Below are 16,340 nucleotides of genomic sequence, written 5' to 3' on the forward strand. Positions count from 1 at the left end.
GTAAGGCTTTTTCATGTTGAATAACAACTAATATTAGTAAGGGCAATTCCCCTCCCTCGGAGGGGTGGATTCAAAAAATCAAAGAATTTTTGAAGACGGGGTGGTCCCATAATGCAACACAATAAAATCCTCCAGTTCCCTTATCACCACACTCAGATTATTCCTCACATCAAAATCACTTATTCTGAAAACTAACAGTCCTAAAGATTCCAGATACTCTTCTCTTATCCCATCATAAACCTGTTTGTCATCATGGCTTGAACCATCTATTTCTATAATTAATCCCAAAGTTTTCACATAAAAATCAACAATATAATTTCCAATAATCCTTTGCCTGTCAAAATCAATCTTATGAAAATTTTTTGCCCGAACTTTCTTCCAGAAGATCACTTCACCCAGAATTCGGGCTTTGCGTTTTTCTTTTAATAAAATTTTTAAATGGGGATTGTAAGGAAGATTTTCTACGAAGTTCCTGCGGATAGGAATTCCGTTGATGAGGGTAAGGATTTCTTTCATTGTTGTGTTTTTAACCACCCCGTCTTCCAAAGTTGATAACTTTGGAATCCACCCCGTCCAGAGGAGGGGAATTGAGTTGTGTATATTCAAATATAGTATTAATATCAAATTGTGAGATATCCGGATTCAATAATTTTGCTTAAACCTTAAACCTTAAACCTTAAACCTTAAACCTTAAACCTTAAACCCAAAGCCATTTTCATCCTTTCACTTGCCTATATTTCCTATTTTGAATATCTTTAAAACTTCAAACATTGTTTCAACATAGACCTTTAAATAGCAATATGACATTTCAAGAACAGATACAGCAGGGGATTCCTAATCAGCTGCCACAACCAAAACCATACGAGACCAATATCAACCATGCTCCGAAGCGTAAAGAAATTTTAGGAGAAGAAGAGAAAAAACTGGCATTGAAGAATGCATTACGTTATTTTGATCCTCAGTTTCACGCAGAACTGATTCCTGAATTTAAGCAGGAACTGGAAGATTACGGAAGGATTTATATGTACCGTTTCCGTCCGGATTACGAAATGAAGGCGAGGCCTATTACAGACTATCCGGGACAATCTGAGCAGGCGAAAGCTATTATGCTGATGATTCAGAATAACCTGGATTATGCAGTAGCTCAGCATCCTCATGAATTGATTACCTATGGTGGAAACGGAGCTGTATTCTCCAATTGGGCTCAGTATCTGCTGACGATGAAATATCTGTCGGAAATGAGCAATGAGCAGACATTGGTAATGTATTCAGGACATCCGATGGGATTGTTCCCGTCTCATAAAGATGCACCAAGAGTTGTTGTAACCAATGGAATGATGATCCCAAACTATTCAAAACCGGATGATTGGGAGAAGTTCAATGCATTAGGTGTTACACAATATGGGCAGATGACGGCTGGAAGTTATATGTATATTGGTCCGCAGGGAATTGTTCACGGAACAACCATTACAGCATTAAATGCTTTCAGAAAAATAAAAAAAGAACCGAAAGGAGGACTTTTCGTGACTTCAGGATTAGGAGGAATGAGTGGAGCTCAGCCAAAAGCCGGTAATATTGCTGGCTGCGTTACTGTATGTGCAGAAGTAAATCCGAAGATTACAAAGATCCGTCACGATCAGAAGTGGGTAAATGAGATCTATGAAAACCTTGACGAACTGGTAAAAAGAGTAAGAGAGGCACAGGCTAACAAAGAAACTGTTTCTTTAGCTTACCTTGGAAACATTGTTGATGTCTGGGAGAAGTTTGATCAGGAGGACTTAAGAATTGATATCGGTTCAGATCAGACTTCACTTCACAATCCTTGGGCTGGTGGTTACTATCCGGTAGGACAGACGTTTGAAGAATCTAATACAATGATGGCTGAAAATCCTGAGTTATTCAAAGAAAAAGTTCAGGAAACATTAAGAAGACATGCTGCAGCCATCAACAAACATACAGCAAAAGGAACTTATTTCTTTGATTACGGGAATGCCTTTTTATTGGAAGCTTCCAGAGCCGGAGCTGATGTGATGGCAGAAAATCCGACATTAGGAAGAGAATTCAAATATCCGAGTTATGTACAGGATATTATGGGACCTATGTGTTTTGATTACGGTTTCGGGCCGTTCCGTTGGGTATGTTCCAGCGGAAATCCGGAAGATCTGCAGAAAACCGATGATATTGCATGTGCTGTATTAGAAGAAATGGTGAAAAACTCTCCTGAAGAGATTCAGCAGCAGATGAAAGACAATATCCAATGGATCAAAGGAGCACAGGAAAATAAACTGGTGGTAGGTTCTAAGGCCAGAATCCTTTATGCAGATGCAGAAGGAAGAATGAAAATTGCAGAAGCCTTCAATAAAGCCATTAAAAACGGAGAAATCGGGCCTGTAGTATTGGGAAGAGATCATCATGATGTTTCGGGGACAGATTCTCCTTACAGAGAGACTTCCAATATCTATGACGGATCAAGATTTACTGCGGATATGGCCATTCACAATGTGATTGGTGATAGTTTCCGAGGAGCTACCTGGGTTTCGATTCACAATGGTGGTGGAGTAGGCTGGGGCGAAGTGATCAACGGTGGTTTCGGAATGCTGTTGGACGGAAGCAATGATGCCGACAGAAGATTGAAGTCTATGCTTTTCTGGGACGTAAACAACGGAATCTCAAGAAGAAGCTGGGCAAGAAACGAAGGCGCTGTTTTCGCTATTAAAAGAGCAATGGAAGCAGAACCTAATCTGAAAGTAACCCTTCCAAACCTTGTAGACGAAAATTTACTGTAAAATATAATATTCAGCATTGGCAAAGATCAACAAAAAATTGTTTTCACATCTGAACGTAGAGGATTGTGATCCTGTATGGGAGAAATTTGCTGAGGTTGAATTTTCAAAAAAAACTCTGTTTACGAATAATAAAGCCTATCTTTTAGAAGATGGGCTTGTTCGTAAATATTACATCAGCAGCACAACTGATATCGATTCTGAAATCTGTGCAGAATTTTACTTTCCCGGAGATATTTTTACCGTTGACGAAAAAGAATCCGATGCTGTTTATGAATCTATTAACAGCGGACTGGCATGGGAAATAACCCTTGATGAGGTGAAAGATATGTTTGTTTTAAATCCGCACTGCCGTTTCGTTCAGAATTATTATCTCAGCAGAAAGCTTAATGCTGCTATGAAAAGGGAAATGCTCCTGTTGAAAAATACACCTCAGGATTTGTATGAATATCTTCTGAAGAACAAACCTCATTACATCCAGAATATTCCTTTAAAATATCTCGCCTCTTACATTGGCATTACGCCTATCTCTTTAAGCAGAATCAGAAAGCGTATTCATTAGCATTGTTTTTTAACGCAATGTTCACAAAGATTTTAATTTTATTTTTATGTCCGCAAAGGCGCTATCGCTTAGCAATGGTTATATTCTTTGCTGAATGAAATGCCCTTGCGAGCGAAAAAATATTTTCATTATTAAATTCTTAGTGCCCCTGCGTTTTGACTTCCACACACGGGCATTAATTATCTTTTGTTTATTGACTGGCCCTCAGGAAGTCTTTTCCTTTGCTGAAAAAAAGAATATGGAAATACAAAAACTAAACTGGGCAGGCATTCAGCTCACTTCACACAACAAAACTATCTTAATAGACGCTGTAGAAGATTACTCTTATTATAAACCCGTTTTGGGAGATGCTGTAGAGAATCTTATAGAATTTTCAGACCATGTAAAGGCTGATTATATCCTGTTTACCCATATGCACCTTGACCATTTTGATAAAGGAGTCATCAGAAAATGCCTAAAGGAAGACGGAAAACTGATAGTATATAAAGGGCTTGAAGCCGTGGTAAGAAAAATTGTAATTGACGCAGAGATCGTTATTCTTGACCTGAATGAAACCTTTACAGAAAACAACATCACCTTCAAACCCGTATTTGCTATGGATGGATTGGGAGAAATACAGTCTTCGTGGATTGTGGATGACGGAAAAACAAAGATATTTCATGGTGGAGATACCATCTGGCACAACCAGTTCTGGAAGCTCGGAAAAGAAAATCCCAATATAGATTACGCATTTTTACCCGTAAACGGAGTAGTTGTTAACTTTGAAATCATCGGATTAGAATATAGCCCTGTTCCCGCCTCTCTCAGTCTGAAAGAAGCCTTTGCCGCAGCCCATCTTTTACATGCTAAAAAACTGGTGCCCATCCACTACGGATTGTTTGCTCATGAGAAATTTTACATCCCTCAGGTGTTTGATGACAATGATATGAAGCGTATTTCAGAGGAAGTAGGACAGGAGTATATGATTTTGAAAGATGGAGCAGTGTTGTTAAAATCTTAAATGGTATTCATAAGGAAAACTGTCATTCTGAATGAAATGAAATGTAGTGAAGAATCTCAACATCAATAGGAACGGGCGTTAGCCCGTTTTCTTTTGTGCGTAGTATGATTGGCTTTAGCCAAAACTTAAAATTAAGTTGAGGCTGTCTCAAAAGGTAAACCAACGCCTGTGAGAATTTCTTAAATGACAAAAGTTGTCAGACAGGAGTCGGAAAGAGGGGGGACTTTTGAGATAGCCTCTTATATTTATATTTTTATATCGGGCTAAAGCCCGATGCCATTGATGATTTCATTTGATTTCTGAATTATTGTCATTCAAGAATTTAAAAGTTATCAGAAGATTATATATTCCACGCTTCACTTTGTTCCACTCTGAATGACAAACTTTGTGCATATTTATATTTTTCTCAGATAGCGTGGAGCTTTCTAACAAATACTGAATTTCAGAAGTTTGTTTATCTGTAAGTTTTGTTTTTAATTTATACTTATCCCACTCGTTTTCGAATGAAGGTAAAAATTTTATTTAAAATGGGAAATCATCATCTATTTCAATAAATGGGTGTTTACGTAAATTATTTTCATCAATAAAATCTCTAAGCTTTCGATATGATTCTAAATAGGATGGTCTATTTCCCCAATTATTGCCTTCATCCATGACGTCTGGATTTAAAAAGTTACCTCTATCATTTACAAAATGTTTTAAATTACCATTTTCAATACAGGATTTTGTATGTTCCCAGTCCCATTCAAAAATAGCTTCTGTTGTGCTTATAAAATTAGAAACGAGATTTTCAAATATTTCTATATTGTATTTTTTTATTAAATTTTGATTTTTGACATTGGTTGTAGTTCTTTTTGCGGTAATTCTTGATAATGCCAATATTTCTTCTAATAGCTCTCGGTCATCACGTAATGCCTCGTTTACAACCTTATTTTCTTCTAGGATTTTAGTAACCTTTACCTCTAATTTAGGCCACCACATTTCAAAAACATCATCAAAAACTTTGTCTTCTAGTTTGTTTTCTGATAAGCTATTATTGATGGTTTTAACTAATTTTTTAAAATCAACCTTATTGAACTGAGATGTTTGAAATTGTGTTAAAGGACCTTTAAAGTCTGAATTATCTAATCCAAATAAGATTGGGCAAACTTTTGAATTGTCTAATGTTTTACTAATTGCGCCAGCTTCAAATAGCATCCATTGACTATCCAAATTATCTTTTGTGTAAATAAAAATACCTAGTCTGCTATGTTCTAATTCTTTAGAAATGTCAGCATTCCAACGACTCCCTTTTTCTATATCTTTTGGTGTGAAATATGGTTTTACATTTTGTAAAACAGCAGGGAGCCAATCTTTTATTGCTTCACCAATTTGTCTGCTAACTTCTCCAGACCAACTAATAAAAACTTTCATTTATATTTGATTTTTTTTTTGTAATTATATCTAATATTTTAGATTTATGTAATTGATTTTTTTTATAGTGATTTTGGATATTGTTGCTAGTAATTAAAATTCTTTACTATAAGCCTAATTCCATTGATTTCAAATTAAATAAATTAATCTGACCTATTTTTTTCTCATGTATGACAATTGTTAATTTTGCAGGATATGCAAATTTCATTTCACTCAATCTAAACGTCCAAAGCATTATTTTTAATAAATCTTCATCACCAATATTTTTATGTTCTTTTATACGAGTAATACCAGAACCAAAAATTGGAACGGATACATTTTTTTGAGCGTAAACACGATTAACCCTATCCCAAAAATTAATCAAAAACTCAATATATTCAGGCATCGTTAAGGTTGCTCTATTGTGTTCATCAAATTTTGAAAATGCAGTAATTATAAAGTCTTGATAAACAAAAATTGTACTTAATTTAAATTTTACATTTTTTCCTCCGCTTGCTCTACGATATTGGCTATCAACGATGTCCGAATTATCTGAGTTATTAATAAGAAAATTATCGAGATCAGCTATTTTATTTTGAAAAAAACGATTTATAAAAATTCCATTAAGTGAGCTGTTAGATATAATTTTATCATCTACTATTGTATCGAAGAATTCATTAAATGGAATAGTTTTAAGACCAGGTTCTGAAAATAAATCACCACATTTAATATTTACAGTACTTCCGTCTATATCTATATTTATATCAGTAAGTTTATTTGCTTTACACCAAATTATTAGATATATTAATATCAAGACAACAAATAATATATATCCAGAATATCTTAAATAATCTTTGTATTCATCAGGAACTATATTAAAAAGCAATATGAATGATAAAATACCTGAAATTACTGAAAAATAAATCCAGAATTTATTTCTAATATTTTTGTCTAAGAAATTTACTTTCATTGTATGAATTATAATTTATAAAAATAATCACCATTTTTTATTTTTGACCCTACCCTTAAATCAGTGTCATTTAAAGCCTTTCTAATGATTTCTTTATTTAAAGGAATATGTAATGCAGGTATTTTAAATTTTGAATCTCTAAAAATTGGTAATTTATCCCATAAAGAAATTACTGTAGAATTCAGTTCTGTTTTGGAATAATTTAGTACATCTTCTTTATTTTTAAAATCAGGATATATTACAATAATGGGTAATTCTAAGTTGTTAATTCCATAATCTATTTCTTCCCTTAATGCTCTAGAATTAATAGTGTTATTACTTAAATATAAGATAATGTTTTTAGAATTTCTTAATCTTTCACGAAGCCTTGGTTTTAATGTTGATTCCCAATCACTATTATCGCGAACATTATATGTTGTATCATGAGCATTATTGAATGGAAATGTATTGTCAGCCCCTTTCCATGCTTTCAACATATTGTAATAACAAAAATCTTTAGTTGCGTGAGCTCCAAGTGATGATTCATTAAATGGTTCACTAACATAAAATGCACAATAATTATTTGTTTTACTCATAACTTTGTTTAAGATTATTAATATTGTTTAGATTTTATTATAAAAACTCCTTATAAAACTTCATTATTAAAAACTTAACTGAAGTAGCCAAATTTAAAAAACCGAATCCATATTAGTTACAGTGTTTTTACGAAAACTAGTGTCAAATATAAACTACATTTCTTGCAAAATCTTACGGTTTTCCATAATCCCAAAAATCTCCCCCCACTTCAAAACAACCCTGTTTGCAACTACCCGGCACCTCCGGTAGTCTAAAACAATAGCAAAACAAACCTCCCGAGTCCTCGGATTGTTAAAAACAAGTATGTTTGTGACTTCCCGAGATGTCGGGTAGTCTCCTGCAAGTTGTGGGAAGCTTTCCGAGGTCTCGGGAGGTTTGTTTTAAGTATGTTTGTAACCAAACAACTTTTTTATATATTTGAGTGTTAATTTATTAAAACCAAAAACACAAGTATGAAAATTGCACTCACAGAGTTGAGTACTAAAGATCTTGCGACTTTAGCTCAAAGAGTTATTTCCAATGCCACATCCGGCAAATACATCGTTATTATCAATCATCCTTTTATAGGTTTTTTACAGTCTGCGTATACAGATTATGATAAAGTCTATACAAAGCAGATCTACAGTGGAAAAGGAGTAGATGTAGCAACAGCAGATCAGGAAAGGGACAGGGCGTACAGAAACCTGAAAGCTTTCCTGAACGGCTACAGAAAACTACCCTCCGCCAGTAATTATCAAACTGCAGAAGAACTGTATCAGGTATTTAAGAAATTTGGGCTGAATCTCGACAGGCTGAGCTACTCTTCTCAAACCGCCCAAATGAAAAGGCTGATAGAAGAACTGGAAGCTCCCGAAAATATACAGAAACTATCTGTTCTTTCTCTCGATAGGGCATTTGCAGATATGAAAACGAAACATCGGGATTTTGAAACGCTTTTTTCTGAACAGGCAGATGCCAATGCAGAACTTCGTCTGATGACAAGTGCTACTGCCATCCGTAAAGGCTTGGAAAAAACTTTGAAATCTTATTTCAGTCTGATTACAGCAATGAAGGATGTTCCCGGCTGGGAGTTTTTCTATAGTGATACCAATGAGCTGGTGAAAGCGGCTAAAAATTCTTCGCTAGGGAAGAAAGAAGGTGGTGATACAGCACCGCAGATATAAGTATTTGTTTTGTTGGAAAAACGTGAAGGAGCAAGGTTTTTTTTAAAATATGCAATGTTCAATTTTATCGGAGATAAAATCTTTGCGCCTTAAAGCAGGTGTTTTTAATATCCTTTTGTGCCTTTGCGTTTACCAACAAAATATGTTTTTTGACGCAAAGTTTTTAATTATTATTCTTTTTAAAATAAGGAAGCAAAGGGATGTGGCTGCGCCACTGATGAAGCGGGATGTAAAACGGTAGCTTCATAAAATCAATCTTGATTGATTCTTCTTTGCTCGCTTGAGTATAGTATTTTTTTAATTTGATCTTTGCGTTTTCGATTACGGTACAAAAAAACTCAGCTATTTGCTGAGTTTTATTTTTTTTTGAACCATTAAGGATTTTTAAGTAGTGAAGGCTGGTTAAGGGAAACATCAAAGATGTTTTTTAAGCCGTGCGCATCATCTTAATCCTTTCAATCTTCTTAATGGATTATTTATTTTGAAGAGCTTTTATTTCTTCCTGCAACCTTTGGTTTTCTTTTTTCAGGTGTTCTATATAATCTCTTTGGTTTTCCAGAAGGAATTCAGGTACATTACAATAAAGATTACCATTTACATTATTTCCAAAACCACTACTTCCTGTAATGTTATCAAAATTAAAGATTGGCTTGGGATCTTCTTCTTCATAGATATCTTCTACAGGAACTTCCAGGTAACGGGCAATTTTTTCCCATTCTTCCTTTCTGATGGCTACATCTCCGCTTTCTTTTCTGCTGTAGTTGGATACATCTGTGGCGATGATGTCAGCAATCTGTTGTTGTGTGATGCCTTTTCTTTTTCTTACGTTGCGTAGTTTTTCTTTTTGCATGACCCGTATTTTCTACAAATATGCAAAATTTTTGTTGGAGAATCGCAAAGACGCAAGTTTTTTATGCCTGATGTGTTATTTTAAGGCGCAAGAAAATCATAGATTTTCAGCAAGTGAAGCGTCATCAATTTTATCAGAGATAAAATCTTTGCGCCTTAAGACAGTTTATTTTAATAACAATTTGCGCCTCTGCGTTTTTCCAACAAAATATATTTTTTTGACGCAAAGTTTTCAATTATCCTATTTTTTAGAAAGGAAGCAAAGTTTTGTGGCTGCGCCACTGATGAAGCGGGATGTAAAATGTTAGCTTCATAAAATCAATCTTAATTGATTCTTTCTTTGCTCGCTTGAGTATAGCATTTTTAATTAGATCTTTGCGTTTTCAAAAGCGTTACAAAAAACTCGGCAAATCGGCGGGCTTTTTACGTTCTTATTGTCATTTCGCAGGAATTTATGCAGTAAAAGCTTTTGGATTGATGGAAAAAATAAGAGTTTAGATTCCTCCGGAATGACAAGGTAAACGCGTAGGAAGACTATGTAAACATTTATTTGTCCAGATCTTAATAGAAACTACCCGCTTAGATTATCCATACAGTCTGTCATTCCGCAGGAATTTATGCAGTAAAAGCTTTTTAGATTGATGGAAAAAATAAGAGTTTAGATTCCTGCGGAATGACAAGGTGGACGCGTAGGAAGTCTAATGTGGACATTATTTGTCAAGATCTTAATAGAAACTACCCGCTTAGATTATCCATACAGTCTATCATTTCGCAGGAATCTAAACGGAATCAGGTGCTTTAAAAAAACATTGCATTTTTTATATAATTAATGAAAAAACTCCGGCGATCGAAGATCGCCGGAGTTTATGTTTATTTTAAAGTAAAAGCTTATTATTTCACCGCTGCAATCGCTGCTTCGTAATTCGGTTCGTGAGAAATATCTGCAACCTGCTCTTCATAGATGATCTTTCCTGACGGATCTATTACCACTACAGCTCTGCTCAGAAGGCCTTTCATTGCAGAATCTACCAGTTCCACCCCATAGTTCCATCCAAAGTCTGAACGGAAATCTGAAAGCATTACTACATTTTTGATTCCCTCTGCACCACAGAATCTTTTCTGTGCAAACGGAAGATCTTTGGAAATACAAAGTACTACCGTATTGGGAAGGTTTCCTGCCTCTTCATTGAAATGGTGTACAGAAGCTGAACACACGCCTGTATCTACACTAGGAAAGATATTTAAGATCACATTCTTCCCTCTGTAAGATTCCAGCGTCTGATCATTCATATTTACATCTGTAAGGGTAAATTTGGGGGCTGGCTTATTCAGCGCCGGTAATTTTGCATAGGTATGTACTTCTTTTCCTCCCATTAAAACCGTGTTGGTTGCTTTAGATTTTTGTGCAAAGCCCATTGCGGAAAAGAATAATAGTGTACTGAAAACTAATTTTGAAAACATGAAATTTATTTTTAAGCTAAATTATTCTTTTTTCAGGAGCTGAGATTAATTTTAATTCAAATAGATCAAATCTATTGTCAGATTGTTTTTTTCAAAATATTTTACTTCTACCTTTATATTATTAAATGAGGCTGTCTCAAAAGTCAAATAGTTTGGCTTTTGTCATTCTGACGAAGGAAGAATCGTATTGATGTCTGGATATCAGAACTACGTTCGCAGACCTTAGTCTGGGTTCAGAATGACATTTTTGAGATAGTCTCAGTCTTATCACATAAAAAAATAGAAAGATTTATGAGTTCAGAAAACACTGCATCATTCCATCACATTTTTAAGAGTGAAAATGAAATTCCGGAAGAATATAAAGTTCCGGTCATCCACCAGAGAACTTATCTCCTGAACGGCGAACTGGTAGAGTGGGACGGAGATGTTACCGAAATCTATTCCCCGGTGTGCATTCCTACAGAAAACGGGTTAGAAAGAAAACTGTTGGGAAGTATCCCGAATATTGGCCCGAAGGAAGCTATGGAAGTCCTTGAAGCCTGTGTAAAAGCCTATGATAATGGTCTTGGTGAATGGCCTACGATGTCTGTGGAAGGACGCATTAAATGCATGCAGAAATTCGTCTACCTGATGATCCAGCAAAGAGATCTGATCATTAAATTACTGATGTGGGAAATTGGAAAAACGCTTGCTGACTCCACCAAAGAATTTGACCGTACCGTAGATTATATCAACCAGACCATTGATGCCCTGAAGGATCTGGACAGAGAATCTTCCCGCTTTCAACAGGCTGAGGGAACAATTGCACAGATCAGAAGGGCTCCGCTTGGAGTGGTGTTAAGTATGGGACCATTCAACTATCCTCTGAATGAAATTTTTACCACATTGATTCCTGCCTTGATCATGGGAAATACCATTCTGTTTAAACTCCCGAAACATGGTGTACTGGCTCATTATCCTTTATTAAATGCTTTTAAAGAAGCATTCCCGAAAGGAACTGTGAATACATTATACGGAAAAGGATCAGAAATCATCACTCCAATTATGGAAAGCGGAAAAGTGAATGTTCTGGCCTTCATCGGTTCCAGTAAAGTAGCTAACGGCTTGAAAAAATTGCATCCGAAAGTAAATCGTTTAAGAGCTATTCTGAGTCTGGATGCTAAGAATGCAGCCATCGTGACTAAAAATGCGAATCTGGATGTAGCGGTGAGCGAATGTATTTTAGGTGCACTTTCTTTCAACGGACAAAGATGTACAGCACTGAAGCTTATATTTGTTCAGAAAGAGATTGCTTTGGAGTTTACAGAAAAACTAAGTGCAGCGGTTTCTGCTCTGAAACCAGGATTACCGTGGGAAAAAGACGTAAAAGTAACTCCGCTTCCGGAAGTGAACAAACCTCCTTATTTGAAAGAATGCATTGATGATGCCTTACAGAAAGGAGCAGCCGTTTTGAATAAAGACGGAGGTTATACGAATGAGTCATTTGTTTTTCCGGCGGTTGTTTATCCGGTAAATAGCGAGATGAAATTATATCACGAAGAACAGTTTGGCCCTGTGATTCCTGTTGTTCCGTTTGAAGATATCGAAGAACCTATAGAGTATCAGGTGAATGCTTCGCATGGGATGCAGGTGAGTATTTTTAGTGAAGATCCTCAGGAAGTTGCAAAGCTGATTGACCCGTTTGTAAATCTTGTAAGCCGTGTCAATATCAATTGCCAGGCACAAAGAGGTCCGGATGTATTTCCGTTTACCGGAAGAAAAGACAGTGCGGAAGGTACGCTTTCTGTATTTGATGCACTCCGTTCATTCTCAATAAGATCTCTGGTAGCAGCGAAACTTACAGATTCCAATAAAGAATTACTCAATACCATTGTCAGAGAACATGATTCGAATTTTTTAAGTACAGATTATATTTTCTGATCCTATTGTATTTAACATAATTAAAAATCCTCAATAAACTTCTTCGTTTATTGAGGATTTTTTTAACTTAATGCCGGAAATTAGAGTTTTGTGTTATAATAAGATAATGTTTCAATAAATATTATCTAAGGATCAGTGTGTAAATCATGTCTTCACCGGAAAAAGAATTTTTAGAGAAAATTGAAAAGCACAAAGGTGTTGTTTTCAAGATCTCTAAAATGTATATGGATAATAAGGACGATCAGAATGACCTCTATCAGGAGATCATCTACCAGGCCTGGAAATCATACGGTGATTTTCAAAAGAGAAGTGATTTCTCCACATGGCTGTACAGAACTGCGCTAAACACAGCAATTGTTTTCCTGCGAAGTGAAAAAAAACGTAGTTTTATACAGAATCAGAATGTAGATGGGCTGGGTGCCCGGCAGGAACCTTATAATGATACGGATGATGTGAATATGAAGCTGATGTATGAAGCAATTCATCAGTTGAGTCCTATTGATAAAGCGCTTATATTTTTCTTCTTAGAGGGCTTTTCCGGAAAAGAAATAGCCGTTCAGCTGGGAATTACTGAAGTGAATACAAGGGTAAAGCTGAAAAGGGCAAAAGAGAAGCTGAAAGAGATCATTACCAAACAGGGAACAGGTTCTTATTAAAAGATAAAAGGATGGAACTAGACAATTTTAAAGAACTATGGAATAAAGATACAGGGAAGGAATCTCCTGAAATTTCTCTTGAAAAACAGAAGGAAATACACTCCCCGTTACAGATGCTGAAAGTAAATATGGAAACAGAGTTCTGGCTGATGATTGTAACGCTGCCTTTACTTTTAACCAATTTTCCGTTTGCTTCTGCTGATTCTAATATCAAAATCATATCCGCATTTGTCACCATCCTGACCATTGTTATTATCGTCTATTTTTATTCCCGTTTTCTGAAGTTGTACAAGCTGCTTCAAAAGAATAGTATTAATACAAATTATGATTTGTTTAATCTGAAAACCCAGCTTCTTATATCAAAAGAAATTTATATAGCCTATTATGTGTCTTATATTCCTCTTGGATTTCTCCTCTCTCTGATCAGAATTAATTTCCATTTTGAAATGGAATATAATCTGGCGATCTTCGGTTGCAGCCTTCTGATCACTTTGCTCCTGATTGCTTTTATTATAAGATACTGGATCTATTATATGTACGGAAGGTATATTGATGATGTGGTACGTTTGGTGGATGAACTTAACGAAATTGAAGTAAGCCCCAGACCGCAAAAGAAAAAGACATGGTTTGAGCGGTCACAGAAATTTTTCATGAATAAAATGGGAATCAAAGGAAATATTCTGAATACCGTTATATGGTTTGTTTCAATGTATATTTTTATCATTTTATTTCTGACACTCGTTTTTTTGATTGTCATAATAGCCGGTGCCAAGCTGAACCTTCTTGATATAGGATCCCTGCAAAGAGCTTTAAATAAGCTGAACTAGAAATTTTATTTAAATACAGAAGAACCTGACAGATTACCTGTCAGGTTTTTTTTATATAAAAATGTAACATTTCTTATTTTATTCTACTAACTGTGAAAAAATATCAAATACTATGAGAAAAAAGACTACTATTACTAAGGTTTTGGCCTTGGCGTTAGCAATTTCGATTGTTCCGGTTTCTGTTGCCAAAGCTCAAAACAGAGACAATACGGAGATTTCAGTTAAAAACCTTCCTGCAATTTCAATTTCGTCAGGAATGGGAATTTTTAGTGCAGATTTTAGCGGACAGAATATTTCATCAGATTTCCTGATTGGACATTTGGGTGAATGGTTGGGTACAAACGGAGATCATTCTTATAAACTTGTAAAAGAGAATAAAGATGACCTTGGAATCAGACATCTTGTGTATGAACATTACTATAAAAATATAAAAGTAATGGATGATATGATCCTGATTCATGAGAAAGGTGGAAAAGTTACCCATGTAAATGGAGAAATCATTACTGATATTGACTTTTCTACGAGCCAGCAGAAGCTTAATCCGCAAAAAATCAAATCTATTATTATTGCTGATCTTAATCCACAGGGAAAAATAAAGGTCTCTGATACAGAAGTAGTCATTACGAAAGTAAATAAAGGGAGAAAAACTGCTATGTATTACACTTCCAAAGTAGAGGGACTTTCTTTTAGACCCCTGAAGGCGTTTACTTATTATATAGATAATGCAACAGGAACGGTTGTTAAGAAGAATTCAAGGATGCATGATACAGATACCCCATCTACAAGTACAACATATTATAAAGGCAATCAGTCTATTACTGTAGACTCTTATAATGGGCAATTCCGTTTGAAAGATAATGCGAGAAATATCCATACCCTAAACGGAACGAATCTGGATATAGATACGGTAAGCGGAGGAATCATCAATGTAGAAGAATATATAAATCCGGTAGCTAACTATACCGCGGCTGATACAAAGCCTGCTGTAGAAGTACACTGGGCAATGAAAAATGCCTATGATTATTATATGACAAGGCATAACAGAAACAGTTATGACGGGAATGGTGCAAAGATTGACAACTATTATAACTTTGATTTTGGAGGCCTTACAGGAGGAGCAAATGCAGCCGCTTTAGATACTCCTTTATATGGAGGAATAGTATGCATGCTTTATGGAAATGGAAAAATTTTTGGAGGTTTGTTAACATTTATGAACCCTGTTGTTGGGTTAGATGTTGCCGGACATGAATATTCACACCTGATTATCGGAAGAAACGGACTGGGAGGTTTGAATTATGAAGCAGAATCAGGAGCTATTAATGAATCTATTGCAGATATGTTGGGAACAGCCATTGAATTCTATTCAGGTGCTAACCCGAACTGGACAATAGGTGAGGGGATTCCGACAGCAAGTTTCCTTAATCCTACCCCAAGTCCCTATATGAGAAATATGTCTGACCCGAATAATGTAAGTCCCACCCCTCAGCCTGATACTTACCTGGGAACAAATTGGGTGAATACGGCAGATACGAGTGATACAAACGATCACGGCGGAGTTCATACAAACAGTGGAGTTGGGAACTATTGGTTTTATCTGTTATCACAAGGCGGTTCAGGAACTAATGATATTGGAAATGCCTATAATGTGTCTGGAATTACAATTGAAAAAGCAGAAAAAATTATCTATAGAGCTCTGATGAATTATATGACTCCTAATACAACATATCTGGATGCTTATAACGCAACAAAACAGGCTGTGACGGATTTGTATGGTGCTGCAAGTAATGAGCAGCAGCAGAATGTAAATGCATGGTATGCTGTGGGAATAGGAAACGGTGTATTATCAACAAAGGAATCTGTACGTAAAGAGAATGATCAGTTGAAAATATATCCAAACCCAGTTAAAGATGGCATATTTACCATTGAAAATAATAAAGATAATACTTCTGTTGAGATATTTGACGCTGCAGGAAGATTGATTAAACCTGCACAGAAATTAGATAAAGGAGTGAACAAAATTTACATAGAGAATACGCAAAAAGGAATCTACCTTCTGAAAATTACTTCGAACGGAACAATCATTTCCACTAAGAAAATAATTGTTGAATAAAATAGTATTCTGAGAAAATAATAAACTTATAAAAACACACAATGAGAGCCTGGCAGTATTTTTACTGTCGG

14 protein-coding genes are annotated in these 16,340 nt (G+C 35.5%); 8 read left to right on the forward strand and 6 right to left on the reverse strand.

Features of this window, described 5'->3' with window-relative positions:
* Positions 1-78: 78 nt before the first annotated feature.
* Positions 79-516 carry an endonuclease domain-containing protein gene (locus ACLMCG_RS11500; RefSeq protein ID WP_413959647.1) on the reverse strand — a complete coding sequence of 146 codons (438 nt, stop codon included), beginning with the start codon at positions 514-516 and terminating at the stop codon, positions 79-81.
* A gap of 284 nt (positions 517-800) precedes the next feature.
* On the opposite strand from ACLMCG_RS11500, the gene ACLMCG_RS11505 reads away from it, so the two are divergent.
* The 3 genes from ACLMCG_RS11505 (at position 801) to ACLMCG_RS11515 (ending at position 4,345) form a co-directional block, all read left to right on the forward strand.
* Entirely contained in the window at positions 801-2,786 is a 1,986-nt protein-coding gene (locus ACLMCG_RS11505) for a urocanate hydratase (protein WP_413959648.1), read from the forward strand.
* Between the two features lie 16 nt (positions 2,787-2,802).
* Entirely contained in the window at positions 2,803-3,345 is a 543-nt protein-coding gene (locus ACLMCG_RS11510; protein ID WP_413959649.1) for a Crp/Fnr family transcriptional regulator, read from the forward strand.
* Between the two features lie 238 nt (positions 3,346-3,583).
* Complete coding sequence (locus ACLMCG_RS11515; protein WP_413959650.1) at positions 3,584-4,345, forward strand: MBL fold metallo-hydrolase; 762 nt, start codon at positions 3,584-3,586, stop codon at positions 4,343-4,345.
* A 522-nt stretch (positions 4,346-4,867) separates the two neighbouring features.
* Here the strand turns inward: ACLMCG_RS11515 and ACLMCG_RS11520 are convergent.
* From ACLMCG_RS11520 to ACLMCG_RS11530, 3 genes are all read right to left on the reverse strand, one after another.
* Complete coding sequence (locus ACLMCG_RS11520) at positions 4,868-5,758, reverse strand: toll/interleukin-1 receptor domain-containing protein (RefSeq protein WP_413959651.1); 891 nt, start codon at positions 5,756-5,758, stop codon at positions 4,868-4,870.
* Positions 5,759-5,864: 106 nt separating this feature from the next.
* The gene (locus ACLMCG_RS11525; protein ID WP_413959652.1) at positions 5,865-6,707 is read right to left on the reverse strand and encodes a macro domain-containing protein; all 843 of its coding nucleotides are present in this window, start codon (positions 6,705-6,707) and stop codon (positions 5,865-5,867) included.
* An 8-nt stretch (positions 6,708-6,715) separates the two neighbouring features.
* Positions 6,716-7,282: a TIR domain-containing protein gene (locus ACLMCG_RS11530; RefSeq protein ID WP_413959653.1), complete on the reverse strand. Its 567-nt coding sequence runs from the start codon at positions 7,280-7,282 to the stop codon at positions 6,716-6,718.
* A gap of 453 nt (positions 7,283-7,735) precedes the next feature.
* Between ACLMCG_RS11530 and ACLMCG_RS11535 the strand changes: the two genes are divergently transcribed.
* A complete protein-coding gene (locus ACLMCG_RS11535) occupies positions 7,736-8,446 on the forward strand; it encodes a DUF6261 family protein (RefSeq protein WP_413959654.1) in 711 nt (236 codons plus the stop codon).
* Positions 8,447-8,918: 472 nt separating this feature from the next.
* Here ACLMCG_RS11535 and ACLMCG_RS11540 read toward each other — a convergent pair whose 3' ends face one another.
* A complete protein-coding gene (locus tag ACLMCG_RS11540) occupies positions 8,919-9,296 on the reverse strand; it encodes a helix-turn-helix domain-containing protein (RefSeq protein ID WP_413959655.1) in 378 nt (125 codons plus the stop codon).
* Positions 9,297-10,186: 890 nt separating this feature from the next.
* On the reverse strand, positions 10,187-10,756 hold the full coding sequence (gene tpx / locus ACLMCG_RS11545; RefSeq protein WP_185114221.1) for a thiol peroxidase: 570 nt from the start codon (positions 10,754-10,756) through the stop codon (positions 10,187-10,189).
* Positions 10,757-11,047: 291 nt separating this feature from the next.
* On the opposite strand from tpx, the gene ACLMCG_RS11550 reads away from it, so the two are divergent.
* The 4 genes from ACLMCG_RS11550 (at position 11,048) to ACLMCG_RS11565 (ending at position 16,269) form a co-directional block, all read left to right on the forward strand.
* Positions 11,048-12,676, forward strand: a complete 1,629-nt coding sequence (locus ACLMCG_RS11550; RefSeq protein ID WP_413959656.1) for an NADP-dependent glyceraldehyde-3-phosphate dehydrogenase — start codon at positions 11,048-11,050, stop codon at positions 12,674-12,676.
* Between the two features lie 146 nt (positions 12,677-12,822).
* Positions 12,823-13,332: an RNA polymerase sigma factor gene (locus tag ACLMCG_RS11555; RefSeq protein ID WP_223601666.1), complete on the forward strand. Its 510-nt coding sequence runs from the start codon at positions 12,823-12,825 to the stop codon at positions 13,330-13,332.
* Between the two features lie 11 nt (positions 13,333-13,343).
* Positions 13,344-14,159: a hypothetical protein gene (locus tag ACLMCG_RS11560; RefSeq protein WP_413959657.1), complete on the forward strand. Its 816-nt coding sequence runs from the start codon at positions 13,344-13,346 to the stop codon at positions 14,157-14,159.
* 112 nt (positions 14,160-14,271) lie between these two features.
* Complete coding sequence (locus ACLMCG_RS11565) at positions 14,272-16,269, forward strand: M4 family metallopeptidase (protein WP_413959658.1); 1,998 nt, start codon at positions 14,272-14,274, stop codon at positions 16,267-16,269.
* Positions 16,270-16,340 lie beyond the last annotated feature (71 nt).

This window comes from Chryseobacterium sp. S90, assembly GCF_047444895.1.
Classification (GTDB): domain Bacteria; phylum Bacteroidota; class Bacteroidia; order Flavobacteriales; family Weeksellaceae; genus Chryseobacterium.

What these genes read in the sequence shown, in the direction of transcription:
- ACLMCG_RS11500 (WP_413959647.1), bottom strand. Translation starts at nt 516, where the DNA reads ATGAAAGAAATCCTTACCCTCATCAACGGAATTCCTATCCGCAGGAAC.
- ACLMCG_RS11505 (WP_413959648.1), top strand. Translation starts at nt 801, where the DNA reads ATGACATTTCAAGAACAGATACAGCAGGGGATTCCTAATCAGCTGCCA.
- ACLMCG_RS11515 (WP_413959650.1), top strand. Translation starts at nt 3,584, where the DNA reads ATGGAAATACAAAAACTAAACTGGGCAGGCATTCAGCTCACTTCACAC.
- ACLMCG_RS11520 (WP_413959651.1), bottom strand. Translation starts at nt 5,758, where the DNA reads ATGAAAGTTTTTATTAGTTGGTCTGGAGAAGTTAGCAGACAAATTGGT.
- ACLMCG_RS11525 (WP_413959652.1), bottom strand. Translation starts at nt 6,707, where the DNA reads ATGAAAGTAAATTTCTTAGACAAAAATATTAGAAATAAATTCTGGATT.
- ACLMCG_RS11530 (WP_413959653.1), bottom strand. Translation starts at nt 7,282, where the DNA reads ATGAGTAAAACAAATAATTATTGTGCATTTTATGTTAGTGAACCATTT.
- ACLMCG_RS11535 (WP_413959654.1), top strand. Translation starts at nt 7,736, where the DNA reads ATGAAAATTGCACTCACAGAGTTGAGTACTAAAGATCTTGCGACTTTA.
- ACLMCG_RS11540 (WP_413959655.1), bottom strand. Translation starts at nt 9,296, where the DNA reads ATGCAAAAAGAAAAACTACGCAACGTAAGAAAAAGAAAAGGCATCACA.
- tpx (WP_185114221.1), bottom strand. Translation starts at nt 10,756, where the DNA reads ATGTTTTCAAAATTAGTTTTCAGTACACTATTATTCTTTTCCGCAATG.
- ACLMCG_RS11550 (WP_413959656.1), top strand. Translation starts at nt 11,048, where the DNA reads ATGAGTTCAGAAAACACTGCATCATTCCATCACATTTTTAAGAGTGAA.
- ACLMCG_RS11555 (WP_223601666.1), top strand. Translation starts at nt 12,823, where the DNA reads ATGTCTTCACCGGAAAAAGAATTTTTAGAGAAAATTGAAAAGCACAAA.
- ACLMCG_RS11560 (WP_413959657.1), top strand. Translation starts at nt 13,344, where the DNA reads ATGGAACTAGACAATTTTAAAGAACTATGGAATAAAGATACAGGGAAG.
- ACLMCG_RS11565 (WP_413959658.1), top strand. Translation starts at nt 14,272, where the DNA reads ATGAGAAAAAAGACTACTATTACTAAGGTTTTGGCCTTGGCGTTAGCA.